At 65.3% G+C, this 13,448-nt stretch carries 13 protein-coding genes; 3 read left to right on the top strand and 10 right to left on the bottom strand.

Annotated features, from left to right (window positions below):
* Positions 1–211 precede the first annotated feature (211 nt).
* The 6 genes from AC07P1_RS32325 to eat form a co-directional block, all read right to left on the bottom strand.
* On the bottom strand, positions 212–832 hold the full coding sequence (locus tag AC07P1_RS32325) for a glutathione S-transferase family protein (RefSeq protein ID WP_494699696.1): 621 nt from the start codon (positions 830–832) through the stop codon (positions 212–214).
* A 63-nt stretch (positions 833–895) separates the two neighbouring features.
* Positions 896–1,591 (bottom strand): helix-turn-helix transcriptional regulator, encoded by a 696-nt coding sequence (locus AC07P1_RS32330; protein WP_494699697.1) that lies wholly within the window; start codon positions 1,589–1,591, stop codon positions 896–898.
* Positions 1,592–1,595: 4 nt separating this feature from the next.
* Positions 1,596–2,468 carry an ethanolamine ammonia-lyase subunit EutC gene (gene eutC / locus AC07P1_RS32335; RefSeq protein WP_494699698.1) on the bottom strand — a complete coding sequence of 291 codons (873 nt, stop codon included), beginning with the start codon at positions 2,466–2,468 and terminating at the stop codon, positions 1,596–1,598.
* A 17-nt stretch (positions 2,469–2,485) separates the two neighbouring features.
* Positions 2,486–3,877 (bottom strand): ethanolamine ammonia-lyase subunit EutB, encoded by a 1,392-nt coding sequence (locus AC07P1_RS32340; protein ID WP_494699699.1) that lies wholly within the window; start codon positions 3,875–3,877, stop codon positions 2,486–2,488.
* Positions 3,878–4,114: 237 nt separating this feature from the next.
* Entirely contained in the window at positions 4,115–4,930 is an 816-nt protein-coding gene (locus AC07P1_RS32345) for a TorF family putative porin (RefSeq protein WP_494699700.1), read from the bottom strand.
* Between the two features lie 25 nt (positions 4,931–4,955).
* Positions 4,956–6,335 (bottom strand): ethanolamine permease, encoded by a 1,380-nt coding sequence (gene eat, locus AC07P1_RS32350; RefSeq protein ID WP_494699701.1) that lies wholly within the window; start codon positions 6,333–6,335, stop codon positions 4,956–4,958.
* Positions 6,336–6,523: 188 nt separating this feature from the next.
* Between eat and AC07P1_RS32355 the strand changes: the two genes are divergently transcribed.
* Positions 6,524–7,495, top strand: a complete 972-nt coding sequence (locus AC07P1_RS32355) for a helix-turn-helix domain-containing protein (protein WP_494699702.1) — start codon at positions 6,524–6,526, stop codon at positions 7,493–7,495.
* Positions 7,496–7,621: 126 nt separating this feature from the next.
* Here the strand turns inward: AC07P1_RS32355 and AC07P1_RS32360 are convergent, their stop codons facing one another.
* A complete protein-coding gene (locus AC07P1_RS32360; protein ID WP_494699703.1) occupies positions 7,622–8,155 on the bottom strand; it encodes a chromate transporter in 534 nt (177 codons plus the stop codon).
* Positions 8,148–8,747, bottom strand: a complete 600-nt coding sequence (locus tag AC07P1_RS32365) for a chromate transporter (RefSeq protein WP_494699704.1) — start codon at positions 8,745–8,747, stop codon at positions 8,148–8,150. The genes AC07P1_RS32360 and AC07P1_RS32365 overlap by 8 nt, the downstream gene beginning before the upstream one ends.
* A gap of 104 nt (positions 8,748–8,851) precedes the next feature.
* On the opposite strand from AC07P1_RS32365, the gene AC07P1_RS32370 reads away from it, so the two are divergent.
* Together AC07P1_RS32370 and AC07P1_RS32375 are read left to right on the top strand one after the other, a co-directional pair.
* A complete protein-coding gene (locus tag AC07P1_RS32370; protein ID WP_494699705.1) occupies positions 8,852–9,739 on the top strand; it encodes a LysR family transcriptional regulator in 888 nt (295 codons plus the stop codon).
* Positions 9,740–9,881: 142 nt separating this feature from the next.
* The gene (locus AC07P1_RS32375; RefSeq protein WP_494699706.1) at positions 9,882–10,418 is read left to right on the top strand and encodes a GNAT family N-acetyltransferase; all 537 of its coding nucleotides are present in this window, start codon (positions 9,882–9,884) and stop codon (positions 10,416–10,418) included.
* Between the two features lie 51 nt (positions 10,419–10,469).
* Here the strand turns inward: AC07P1_RS32375 and secF are convergent, their stop codons facing one another.
* Both secF and secD read right to left on the bottom strand, forming a co-directional pair.
* Positions 10,470–11,492: a protein translocase subunit SecF gene (gene secF / locus AC07P1_RS32380; protein WP_494699707.1), complete on the bottom strand. Its 1,023-nt coding sequence runs from the start codon at positions 11,490–11,492 to the stop codon at positions 10,470–10,472.
* Between the two features lie 14 nt (positions 11,493–11,506).
* On the bottom strand, positions 11,507–13,417 hold the full coding sequence (gene secD / locus AC07P1_RS32385) for a protein translocase subunit SecD (RefSeq protein WP_494699708.1): 1,911 nt from the start codon (positions 13,415–13,417) through the stop codon (positions 11,507–11,509).
* Positions 13,418–13,448: the final 31 nt, after the last annotated feature.

A 13,448-nucleotide genomic window follows, 5' to 3' on the forward strand; every position in this document is an offset into this window, starting at 1 on the left:
ATCCACAACGGCAAGCCCTTCGACTCCAATTACTTGGTGAAAGGGCTTGCTATTCAAGACGGTATCTGACCCCGGAGTTGCAGCCAAAAAAAAGCCCGCTTGGTAGCGGGCAAAGTCCAAAACTAGGGATCTCCTCCAGAGGAGACAGTTCAAGAATACCCGCCCCCGCCTCCTTGCTCTGTGCGCCAATTCACATAGCGGACATATTTCGTTATCCCCATACCGGTTCGGTGTTCTTCCAGACGTCGAGCTGCCGCACACGCTCGTACCACGCCATGATGTGGGGATACTGCTTGACCGGCAACCGGGCCTGCTCGGTGTACATCAGCGCCGGCGCGACCGCGAAATCAGCCAGGCTGAGCTTGTCGCCGACCAGCCATTCGCGCCCCGCCAGATGGCCGTCCAGCACCTGCGCGAACTGCGCCAGCTGGATCTCGGCGCGGGCGACGACGTCCGCGTCCGGCCCGCCCTGGCCGATCAAGCCCTTCCATATCCGCTCGAACGTCAGGTAGCCGATCGCCGGCGCCCAGTGCTGGCAGGACCACAGCATCCAGCGGTTGATGTCGGCCCGCACCAGGATGTTGTCGGGATACAGCGTCTGGCCCAGGGTGCGGTCGGCCAGGTATTGCATGATGGCGCACGATTCCCACAGGGTGAAGTCGCCGTCCTGCAGGACCGGCAGCTTGCAATTGGGATTGAGCTCGGTCAGCAGGCGCCGGTCGTCCGGGTTCATCAGGTTGACCTCGGTCAGGTCCAGCGGCGTGCCCATGGTCTCGGCGGCCAGCATCACGCGGCGCGAGTTGGAGGAGATCGGGTGGTGGTAGAGTCGCATGGCATGCTCCGATGAGTGGGTGGGTGAGGACTTCATCGTACGGCCACCGCGCGACAGTTTTTGTCAGGAGTCTTCGGGGATCGCGTGTTCCTTGCGCCACGAACGCAACAGGTCGTGGCGGCGCGCGGGGTAGCGCTCGCCCGTGGTGTGCACCTCGGCGATGCGGTCGATGCGGAAGTGGCGGAACGCCATGCGCAGTTCGCACCACGCGGCCAGCATGCGGCTGCCCTCGAAGAACGCCAGCGCGAACGGCCACACCATGCGCTCCGACGCCGCGCCCTTTTCGTCGCGGTAGCCCAGCCGCAGCCGGTGCTGGTAGCGGATCGCTTCGCGCACCGGCCGCACGTGGACGTCGGCGGCCTGGTCGCAGTTCACCCCCATCGGTACCCACAGGCTGGTTTCGGCCATGTCGTCGCGCAAGTCCTTGGGCGTGGCGGTGGCGATCTTGGCCAGCGCGCTGGTGGCGGCGGCGGCCAGTCCCTCGTCGCCCTGGCGGCGCACCCAGCGCGCGCCCAGCACCAGCGCCTCGAGCTCGTCGGGGCCGAACATCAGCGGCGGCAGGAAGCTGCCGGCTTTCAGCATGTAACCGACGCCGGCCTCGCCCTGCAGCGGCGCGCCCAGGCTGGACAGGGTCTGGATGTCGCGGTAGATGGTGCGTTCGGAAACGCCCAGCTGTTCGGCCAGGCGCGCGGCGGTGACGGGACGGCGGTAGCCGCGCATCGCGTCCATCAACAGGAAAAGTCGGCCGGATCGGCTCATGTTGTTAGTCGTGGTCGAGCAGGAAGTTGCGCCGGGGCGCGTCCAGTGCGTGGTTGTCGGTGGCCGTTTCATCCTTGAGCGCGACGCCGGACAATTGCCGTTTGCGCGCTTCGGACAACAGATAGTGAAGCTTGAACGCTGCGTCGTCGTAGGTCAAGCCCGCCGGACGCACATTCGAGATGCAATTGCGGCTGGCGTCGGTCAAGCCGGCCTTCGGCGCCCACGTCAGGTACAGGCCCATGCTGTCCGGCGAGCTCAGGCCGGGCCGTTCGCCGATCAGCACCACCACCGCGCGCGCGCCGAGCAGCTCGCCCACCTCGTCGCCGACCGCCACCCGGCCCTGGCCGACGATGGCCGGCGGCGCCAGCGACCAGCCGTCCTCCGCCAGCCGCGTCATCAGCGTCTTGATGAACGGGACGGCGTTTTGTTCGATGGCCAGCGCCGACAGGCCGTCGGCGATGACGATGGCAAGGTCGTAGTCGCCGGGCTCGGCCGCCCGGCGCCGCAGCAGGACATCGCGCGAGGCGTCGTCGAGCCGGCGGCCCAGGTCGGGCCGTTGCAGATAGATGTCGCGGCCGGCCGCCGCGCTGTGCAGCGGCAGGCAGCGCAGGCCGCAGGCGGCCAGCAGCGCCTCGCCCAGCGCGGCGGGGTCCAGCGCCAGGTGGACGGCGTCGCGGGCGCGCGCGTGCGCCAGCTGGAACGCCAGTTGCGGCGCGGTCGGCTGGCTGACGCCGCTGCGGCCCAGCGCGATGCGCGCAGCCGTGAAGCGCCGCAGCGACTGCCAGGGGTTGGCGGTCACCACGCCGTCGGCGCCGCTTTCCGGTTCCGGCGTCGGCGCCGGCTGGCCGACAATGATGTTGCTCTCGGCATCGTCCATAGTATTCCTGTGCTTGCTTACGTCAAACTGGCCAGCGCGCGCTGGAACGCCACCGGCATGCCGTTGCCCAGGGTGGCGCGTTCATCGTCGGTGAAAATGTGCATCGCCTTCAGCCACGCGTCGAACTCCGGCGCCGTCTTCAAGCCCAGCACGCGGCGAGCGTACAGGGCGTCGTGGAAGGACGTGGTCTGGTAGTTGAGCATGATGTCGTCCGAGCCCGGGATGCCCATGACGAAGGTGCAGCCGGCCGCGCCGAGCAGGGTCAACAGCATGTCCATATCGTCCTGGTCGGCCTCGGCGTGGTTGGTGTAGCAGACGTCGCAGCCCATCGGCAGGCCCAGCAGCTTGGCGCAGAAGTGGTCCTCGAGGCCGGCGCGGATGATCTGCTTGCCGTCGTACAGGTATTCGGGGCCGATGAAGCCGACCACCGAGTTCACCAGCAGCGGCTGGAACTTGCGGGCGACCGCATAGGCGCGCGTTTCGCAGGTTTGCTGGTCGACGCCGTGGTGGGCGTTGGCCGACAGCGCACTGCCCTGCCCCGTTTCGAAATACATGACGTTATTGCCGACCGTGCCGCGTTGCAGCGACAGCGCGGCCTGGCGCGCCTCGGCGAGCAGCGAGATGTCGATGCCGAAGCTGGCATTGGCCGCCTCGGTGCCGGCGATCGACTGGAACACCAGGTCGACCGGCGCGCCGCGCTCGATGGCGGCGATGGTGTTGGTGACGTGGGTGAGCACGCACGATTGGGTCGGGATGCCGTAGCGGGCGATGATCTCGTCGAGCATGGTGACGATCTTGATCACCTGCGGCACGTTGTCGGTGGCCGGGTTGATGCCGATGACGGCGTCGCCGCTGCCGTACAGCAGGCCGTCGAGCACGCTGGCGGCGATGCCGGTGGCGTCGTCGGTCGGGTGGTTGGGCTGCAGGCGCGTGGCCATGCGCCCTTCCAGGCCGATGGTGTTGCGGAAGCGGGTGACGACGCGGCATTTCTTCGCCACCAGGATCAGGTCCTGGACGCGCATGATCTTGCAGACCGCCGCCGCCATCTCCGGCGTGATGCCGGGGGAGACGGCGGCCAGGGCCGCCTCGTCGGCGGCGTCGCCGAGCAGCCAGTTGCGGAAGTCGCCCACGGTCAGGTGGGCGATGCGGGTGAAGGCGGCTTTGTCGTGCTCGTCGATGATCAGGCGCGTGACTTCGTCCTGTTCGTAGGGGATGACCAGTTCGTTCAGGAACAGCGTCAGCGGCAGGTCGGCCAGCGCCATTTGCGCGGCGACGCGCTCTTCGGCGCTGGCGGCGGCCAGCCCGGCGAGGTAGTCGCCGGAGCGGGCCGGCGTGGCTTTCGCCATCAGGTCCTTGAGGTCGCGGAACTGGTAGGTTTTGCTGCCTACCGTGTGCGAGAAGCTGCTCATTCGTGTCTCCGATGCTAATGCCGTTTCTGGCGGCTCGCGCATGGCGGATTACGCTGCGCTAATCCGCCCTACGTGTCTCCGCGTTGGGCTTACTTTACTGTCCTGGTTCCGCGCCAACACGCAATGCATGGCTCCGGATGGGCTTGCGTTACTGTACTCGTTCCACGCAAACACGTAGGGCGGATTAGGCGGAATGCCGTAATCCGCCAATGCATGCGCCGTCGAGACGCAGACTTTCTAGAACGTGCGCGTGGCCGTTACCAGCAACCGCTTTTGCACCACGTTCTTGCCGCTGCCGTCGGCATTGAAGAAGGTCCACAGCGGCGTGCCGTTCTTGCTGGCGTCGCCACTGTTGTACACCGCCGCCGCCGAGAACGCCCATTTGTCCATCGTCTTCGTTACGCCCGCCTTTACGTCATAAAAATTGAACTCGCTCATGTGGCGCACGTTCTGCTTGCCCGCGTGCAGGTTCAACACCAGGCCCGGCGCCAGTTCCGGATTCCAGTTCACTTCGCCATACAGGGTGCCGCGCGTGTCGACCAGCTCGCCCGTGGTGGGCTGGATCGTGAAGCCGAACCAGCGCTTGTTCAGCGACACCCAGCCGTAGGCGTTGAAGGCGCCGATGTTCACGCCCAGCTTGGCCTCCTGCGTATGGTACTTGATGTCCTGGCCGCCCGTCGCGTAATGCGCGCCCGGGAACCAGTACGTGACCAGGCCGGCGTCGATGACGGTGTCGGCGTTCAGGCTGTGGCGGTAGCCGCCGTAGACGTCGATCTCCGATCCGGCGCCGTTGTTATAGGCCGCGTGCGAGACGCCCGAGCCGAACAGGCCGAGGTAGAAGCCGCTCGAGTGCGTGAAGTCCAGCGTGGCCTGGATGGTCGGCTTGGCCTGCGTCTGCGAGATGCCCCTGAACAGGTAGTCGGAGACGACGGTGACGTTGCCGCTCTCGGTCCAGTCGGGCGCGGGGGCTGGCGCCGCCGGCGCCGGATCGGCGGCCATCGCGGCACCGGAGAACAAAGCGATACAACCCAGCGTGATGATAGTTTTAGACATTAAAGTATGCTCCAGAATAAATAAGTTAAACGGGGTCCAGGGCGGCGTGCTGCCGGCGGCTGTCCTTGGTGAGCAGGAAGAACACATAGCCGGCGGCAAGGAAGCCGACGAACAGCGCGAAGATCAGCGGGTTGTAATAGATCATCGTGCCCATGCAGACCAGCGCGCCGGCCAGCGCGATGGCCGGGAACAGCGGGTAGAGCGGCGCGCGGAACGGACGCGTCATGTGCGGCTCGGCGCGGCGCAGCTTGAACAGGCTCAGCATGCTGATGATGTACATCGTGATGGCGCCGAACACCGACATGGTGACGATGTTGGCGGTCAGGGTCAGCCCGCCGATCTTGATCAGCTCGTCGCTGTAGATGGCGGCGATGCCGACCACGCCGCCGGCCAGCACGGCGCGGTGCGGCGTCTTGAAGCGCGGGTGGATCTTGGCGAAGTAATGCGGCAGGTAGGCCTCGCGCGCCAGCGCGTAGATCTGGCGCGAGTAGCCCAGGATGATGCCGTGGAAGGAGGCGATCAGGCCGAACAAGCCAAGCCACACCAGCATGTGCAGCCAGCCGCTGTTTTCGCCGACGATCAGCTTCATCGCCTGCGGCAGCGGGTCGTTGATGTTGGCCAGCTTGGTCCAGTCGCCGGCGCCGCCGGCGAACACCATCACGCCGACCGCCAGCAGCACCAGGGTGATGATGCCGGTGATGTAGGCGATGGGAATCGAGCGCTTGGGGTCCTTGGCCTCCTCGGCCGCCATCGCCACGCCCTCGATCGCCAGGAAGAACCAGATGGCGAACGGGATCGCCGCGAACATGCCCGGCACCGAGGCCAGGCTGAAGCTGTCCGAGCCCGACCAGCCGCCCTTGGTGAAGTTGGCCATCGAGAAGCCCGGCGCGACCACGCCCATGAACACCAGCAGCTCGAAGATCGCCAGCAGGGCCATCAGCAGCTCGAAGGTGGCGGCCACCTGCACGCCGACGATGTTGAGCGTCATGAAAATCAGGTAGGCGCCCACGGCCGCCAGCTTGGGGTCGATCTGCGGATACTGCACGTTGAGGTAGGCGCCGATCGCCAGCGCGATGGCCGGCGGGGCGAACACGAACTCGATCAGGGTGGCGGCGCCGGCCAGGTAGCCGCCGGTGGGGCCGAAGGCGCGCTTGCTGTAGGCGAAGGGGCCGCCCGCGTGCGGGATCGAGGTGGTCAGCTCGGTGAAGCTGAAGATGAAGGTGGTGTACATGGCCGCGACGAACAGCGCGGTGATGGTGAAACCCAGGGTGCCGGCCGAGGCCCAGCCATAGCTCCAGCCGAAGTATTCGCCGGAGATGACCAGCCCGACGGCAATGCCCCATAGCTGGAAGGTGCTCAGCGTCTGCTGCAGCGCGGGCTTGCCGGCCGCTTGTTTTGCGTTCATATTTTTTCCCCTAATTTAGCCGCGTCTGAGCCCGGATGGACGCCTGGTCCGGGCGGGTATGGAAGTTGCTGCGGATTTCAGTATAGAAGCGGGGCCAGGCCCGCCGTTATCGAAAATCGGCAAACTTGAGGCCGCCCTGCCCGGCGGCGACGGGAAATACAACAAGCGACAACAGCGGGGGAAGGGATATGCACCAGACTGCAACACAGTTGTTGCACCATGCGCGCGAGGTACGCACGGTGCTGGCGCACGACGCCGACGCGTTGGCAAGCGAGCTGACCAACTGGCAGCAGCGCTACGACCAGATCAGCTCCGGCCTGTTTCGCGGTGCCCTGACGGAACGTCAGTTACCCCAGCTACAAGTATTCCGCGAACGCCTGAGCCAGTCGGTGCGGCAGTCGTGCCGCGTGTGGCCGGACGCGATCTGGTTCGGCCTGCCCGACCACGCGGCGGCCACGCGCATCAACGGCCGCCAGACCGAAGCCGATTCAATCATGGTGCAGCCGGGCAATGTTGAGTTTGAGTTGGTCACGCCGAGTGACTACAGTATCTACGGCATCGTCGCCAGCCGGCAGTTGCTGACCGATACCGCGCGCGCGCACGGCTGCGAGATCGATTGGCAGCGCGTGCAGTCGGCCGATCTGCTGCAGGTCGACGCCGGCGGTCGCGCGGCGTTCCTGCGCACGCTGGCGCGGCTGCTGCCGGATGAGACGCAACCGGCCGGCGGCGAAGCGGAGCCGCAGTGGCAGCAAGGCGTTCTGCTGGCGTTATTGGATATGCTGGACCACCGCTGCGTGGAACCGGAGGTCGCCGCCAGCCTGCAACGGCGGCGGCGCGTGGTGGCGCTGGCGCGCGAGTATATCCACGCGCACCGCAGCGAGGCGATCACCGTGCCGGAGCTGTGCGAGCAGGTGCACGTGAGCCGCCGCACCTTGCAATACTGTTTCGAGGATGTGCTGGGCATGAGTCCCATGCTGTACCTGCGCATGATGCGGCTGAACGGCGTGCGCCGCCAGTTGAACGACGGCGCGCCGGGCGAGGTGGCGATAGGCGATGTGGCCGACGCCTGGGGGCTGAGTAATTTCAGCCAGTTCTCCAGCGACTACCGCAAGCTGTTCGGACTATGCCCGTCGGCGAGCCTCCGGGCGCGCACCCAGTAAATTTTTCGTAGGCCGGATTAGCGCAGCGTAATCGGCCAATGCGTGCGTTTCGACGGCGAATCGATTGGCCGATTACGGCGTGCCGCCTAATCCGCCCTACGAAGACCGCTTAACTTTTGCATTGGTTCAGATGATACGCAGCGCGCCGGCGGCCGCGCCAAGCGCGATCAGCACCACCGGATTGAGTTTGGTGCGCAGCAGGATCAGCGCCGACAACAAGGTGACGACATCGGCGCGCCAGTCGGTGTTCGATATGCCGGTGAACAGCCACGCGGTGGCGGCCATCAGGCCGATCGACATCGGGCCGAACGCTTCGCCCAGCGCGCGCGACAAGCGCCCGCCCGCGCGGCCGGCGTGCCAGCGGATCGCCGTCAAGGTCAACAAGGTGGACGGCACGATCACCGCGATGGTGGTCATGATGGCGCCGGACCAGCCGCCGATCAGCCATCCCACCAGGGAGATGAACAGCAGGTTGGGACCAGGCGCCGCCTGGGCGATGGCGTAGGCGGCGGAGAACTGCTCGTTGGTCAGCCAGTGCCGGCCTTCGACCACATACTGCCCCACCTGCGGCGCCAGCAGCACCACGCCGCCGCCTACGGCCATCAGCGACATCAGCGCGATATGCAGCGACAGCTCGGCGACCGGCGATGGCTCATTCATGGTTGTCTCCCAGCAGATAGGCGGCGGCGGTGCCCAACGGCGCCAGCACGCAGAACACCAGCGCCAGCTGCCACTTCAACAGCCCAAGGGCGATAAAGGCCAGCACCATCATCAGCAGCTTCAGTTGATCGTGCTTGCGCCGCCAGTGCGCTTTGGCGAACATCGCCAGCGCCATCTTCGCCGCCGTCGCCAGGATCAGGCCCGCCGCGACGGCGGCCATGCCACCGATCGCGCGCCGGATGATCTCCAGATCGCCGAACTGCTGATACACGACACCCAGCCCGATGACGATGAAGAACGGACCGAGTATCAAGCCGCCCACCGCCGCCAGCGCGCCGGCGATGCCTGCATAGCGGTTGCCGACCATCAGGCCGACGTTGCAGACCGTCGGTCCGGGCAGCATCTGGCTCATCGCCATGCACTTGGCGAATTCCTCGGCCGTCAGCCACTTGTGCTGCTCGACCAGGGCGCGGTAGGCGAACGGCATCACGCCGCCGAAGCCCATCAGCGCCAGCCTGGAGAACACGAGGAAAATCGTTGAGGGTGACAATTGGTCTGTGCGCTCGGTCAGCGCGCCTGCCTGGGTGTGCATGGTGTGTACTCCTGGACTCGATGGCGGAATTTTCCTCCTCCGGCAAATATAAGTACAATGAATTTATTTAGACCATTCATTCAATAAATTTATGAAAGCCTTCGATGAAGATTGATATTCTCGGCGTGCAGGCGTTTGTCGCGATCGCGGACTTTGGCGGCTTTCAGAAAGCGGCGGACACGCTGCACGTGACGCAGACGGCGGTGACGCAGCGGCTGCGCAATCTGGAGGATTTCCTCGGCGTGATGCTGGTCGAGCGCACCACGCGCACCATCGCGCTGACCGGCATCGGCAAGGATTTCCTGCCGCAGGCGCGCCGGCTGCTGCTGGAGCTGTCGTCCACGCTGACCGAAATCCGCGAGACCGGCAAGGCGCAGCGCGGCGACATCACGATCGCCAGCGTGCCGACGGCCGGCATCCAATTCCTGCCCGAGATCATCCGCGAGTACTCGGCGCGCTTTCCCGCGAACCGGGTCAAGATACTCGATCACGCATCGGCGCGCGTGGCCGAGGCGGTGCTGAGCCGCGAGGCGGAATTCGGCATCAACCTGTCCGGCAGCACACACCCCGATTTGGTTTCGGTGCCGGTGGTGCAGGACGACTTCGTGCTGCTGTGCCGCGACGACCACGCGCTGGCGAAACGGCGCTCGCTGACGTGGGTGCAGATCCAGCCCTACCCGCTGATCTTCTCCGGCGACGTCAACGGCAACCGCGCGCTGCTGGACAGCTACCTTGGCGACAAGAGCATGAATCTGAGCCTGCAATTCCAGTACGAGGTGCAGCGCAGCTCCACCGCCATCGGGCTGGTGGCGGCCGGCGTGGCGGCCGCCATCGTGCCCAACCTGGCGATCCAGAAAGGCACGTATCCGCGCCTGCGCATCATCAAGCTGAAGGAGCCGACCATCTCACGCCAGCTGGCCCTGATCACCCGTAAGGCCGGTCACCTGTCGCCGGCCGCGCGGGCGTTATACGACATGCTCAAGTCCGCATAGCCAGCGGGTGGGGCGGAGCTGCGCGCTCCACAGGGAGTGGAATACGCTCACCGCCCCGCCGTACCCGGCTTTCCAGCGGCGCTTGCCGCCGCCGGCATAGCCGATTATGATATAAAAATATCAACCCCTGATTGCGCCAACAATGACGACACTGCATGCCGCCGGTTTCCTGCTTCGCCCCTTCACCGCTGCCGATGCCCCTGCCTTCGCCGCCGCCGTCCGGGAATCCTTCTCGACGGTCGGTAAATGGATGCCATGGGCGACCGCCGGCTACACCGAGGAAGAAGCGCTGGCATGGTTCGCGCATTGCGCCGCCTCCCGCGACAACGGCAGCGCACATGAATTCGGCATCTTCCAGGCCGATGGCGTGAGCTTTGTCGGTGGCGCCGGTCTGAATGGCTTCAACACCGTCCACAACTTCTGCAATCTTGGTTACTGGGTACGCGAGTCCGCGCAGCGGCAAGGCGCGGCACTGGCCGCCACCGTCGCCTTGGCCGAACACGCCTTCGGACCGCTGGCACAGTCGCGGGTCGAGATCGTCGTCGCGGCGGAGAACACCGCCAGTTTCGCCCTCGCGCTCAAGGCCAACGCCTTGCATGAAGGCCTGGCGCGCAACCGTCTCAAGCTGGGCGACAGATCCGTCTCCGCCCACGTTTTTTCACTGATCCCCCGACCATAAAAAAACCCTCCCGGCGCGAACGCGGGGAGGGCTTGGGCGGAGCGGCGAAGCTTACACGACCGCGCCATCCGTTTCGTCTTTTTCCTTGACCGGCTTGATCAGGTCTTCACGCTTCACGCCCAGCCACATGGCGATGGCGGCGGCGACGAACACCGACGAGTAGATACCGAAGCAGATACCGATGGTCAGCGCCATGGCGAAGTAGTGCAAGGTCGGACCGCCGAAGAACAGCATCGCCAACACCATCATCTGGGTGCAGCCGTGGGTGATGATGGTCCGCGAAATGGTCGAGGTGATCGCGCTGTCGATCACTTCATGCACGCTGGCCTTGCGCTGCTTGCGGAAGTTCTCGCGGATCCGGTCGAAAATCACCACCGATTCGTTGACCGAGTAGCCGAGCACCGCCAGGATACCCGCCAGCACCGTGAGCGAGAATTCCCACTGGAAGAAGGCGAAGAAGCCGAGGATGATCACCACGTCGTGCAAGTTGGCGATGATCGCCGACACGGCGTACTTCCACTCGAAGCGGATCGCCAGGTAGATCATCACGCCGATGACCACCATCACCAGCGCCTTCAGGCCGTTCTGGGTCAGCTCGTCGCCGACCTGCGGGCCGACGAACTCCACTTTGCGCAGCTCGACCAGCTCGACGTTGTTCGGCCCCGTGCACGCCTGCTTGAACACGTGCTCGCCCTTGGCGTTGATGTTGTCGATCTGGGTCAGACCGCCCTTTTCGGCAGCGCACAAGGCCTCGTAGACCTTTTGCGACGCATCCTTGGCGGTGATGTTCTTCACGACCGGCAGACGCAGCAGCACGTCGTGCGCGGTGCCGAAGCCGGCAGCCTCCGGGTGCTCGTAGCCGATGCCGCGCAGGGTCGAGCGTATCGCCTCGAGGTTGGCCGGTTGCGCGTAACGCAGCTCCATCACGGTGCCGCCGGTGAACTCCACCGACAGGTTCAACGGGCGATAGAACAGGAAGAACACGGCCGCGACAAAGGTCAACGCCGAGATGGCGTTGAAAATGATCGCATGCCGCATGAACGGTATATCTTTTTTAATGCGGAAAAATTCCATGTGATAGCCTCGAATTATTTGGTATCAGGACGCGTCGCGACCTTGCCGCCCGCAGTCGCACCAGCCGCGTTGTCCGGCCGCCAGACGGTGCCGATGGCGATCGATTGCAGCTTCTTCTTGCGGCCGTACCAGAGGTTGACCACGCCGCGCATGATGAACACGGCGGAGAACATCGAGGTCAGGATACCGAGCGTGTGCACCACGGCGAAGCCGCGGATCGGGCCGGAACCGAACACCCACAGCGCGATGCCGACGATCAGGGTGGTGACGTTGGAGTCGATAATCGTCGCCCATGCGTGGTCGAAGCCGGCCGAAATGGCCGACTGCGGCGAGGCGCCGGCGCGCAGTTCCTCACGCACCCGCTCGTTGATCAGCACGTTCGAGTCGATCGCCATGCCGAGCGCCAGCGCGATAGCGGCCATGCCCGGCAGGGTCAAGGTCACGCCCATCAGCGACAGCAGGCCCACCAGCAGCAACAGATTGCACGCCAGCGCGAACACGCTGAACAGGCCGAAGATCATGTAGTAGGCGATCATGAAGACGGCCACGGCGGCAAAGCCGTACATCGTCGAATGGCGGCCCTTGTCCACGTTCTCGGCGCCCAGTTGCGGCCCGATGGTGCGTTCCTCGATCACGTCCATCGGCGCGGCCAGCGCGCCCGAGCGCAGCAACAGCGCCAGCTCGGCCGAGTTCTCGGAGTTGCCCATGCCGGTGATCTGGAAGCTGCTGCCCAGTTCGGCCTGGATGGTGGCGACCGACAACACTTCCGGCTTGCCTTTTTCAAACAGCACGATGGACATCTTCTTGCCGATGCGGTCGCGCGTGGCGTCGCGCATGCGGCGCCCGCCGTCGCCGTTCAGGTCGATGCTGACGGCCGGCTGGCCGTTCTGGTCCTGGCGCGCGGTGGCGCTGGAGATATAGTCGCCGGTCAGGATCACGTCCTTGCTCAGCACGACCGGCACGCCCTTGCCGACGGTGAACAGTTCCGAGTTCAGCGGAATCGACGACGTCAGTTCGGTGCCCGGCGTGATCGATTCGTCGACCATGCGGATTTCCAAGGTGGCGGTGCGGCCGATGACGGCGCGCGCGCGCGCCACGTCCTGCACGCCCGGCAGTTGGACGATGATGCGGTCCGGACCTTGCTGCTGGATGATCGGTTCGGCCACGCCCAGCTCGTTGACGCGCTTGGACAGGGTGGCGATGTTTTGCTTGACGCCTTCGTCGGTGGTCTGCTTGAGCGCCGCCGGTTTCAAGGTCATCACGGTTTTCAGGTCGGCCTCGGCGCCCGCATCGGTGAACGTCACGTCCGGCAGCTGGTCGCCCAGCACGGACTTGGCCTTCTGGCGGGTGGCGTCGTCGCGGAAGTTGATGACGATGGTGTCGCCCACGCGCTCGATGCCGGCGTGGCGCACGTTCTTGTCGCGCAGCAGGCTGCGGGCGGATGCCTGCATGCCCTGCACGCGCTTGGTCAGCACGGCCTTGGTGTCGACCTGCATCAGGAAGTGCACGCCGCCGCGCAAGTCGAGGCCGAGGTACATCGGCGTCGCGTGCAGCGCCTGCATCCATTTCGGGGTGTCCGGCTGCAGGTTGAGCGCGACCAGGTACGACGGATCGGCGGGGTCGGCGTTCAGGCCTTTTTCCAGCACGGCCTTGGCGCGGAACTGGGTGTCGGGGTCGGGGAAGCGCACGCGCACCGAGGCGTAGGTGCCGGTGCCGTCGAAGGTGAGCTCGCTGTGCGGGATTTTTTCCCGGGTCAGCACGTCATCGACCTTGGCGATCATGTCCGACGTCAGCTTGAGCGTCGATTTGCCACTCGTCACCTGCACCGCCGGCGATTCGCCGAAGTAGTTGGGCGCGGAGTACAGCGCACCGAGCAGGATGGCGACGGCAATAAGTATGTATTTCCAGACGGGATAGCGATTCATATTGTTCAACGATCAGGGTTAGGCGTCGGAT

Source organism: Duganella sp. GW821-FHT07F09, assembly GCF_059418705.1.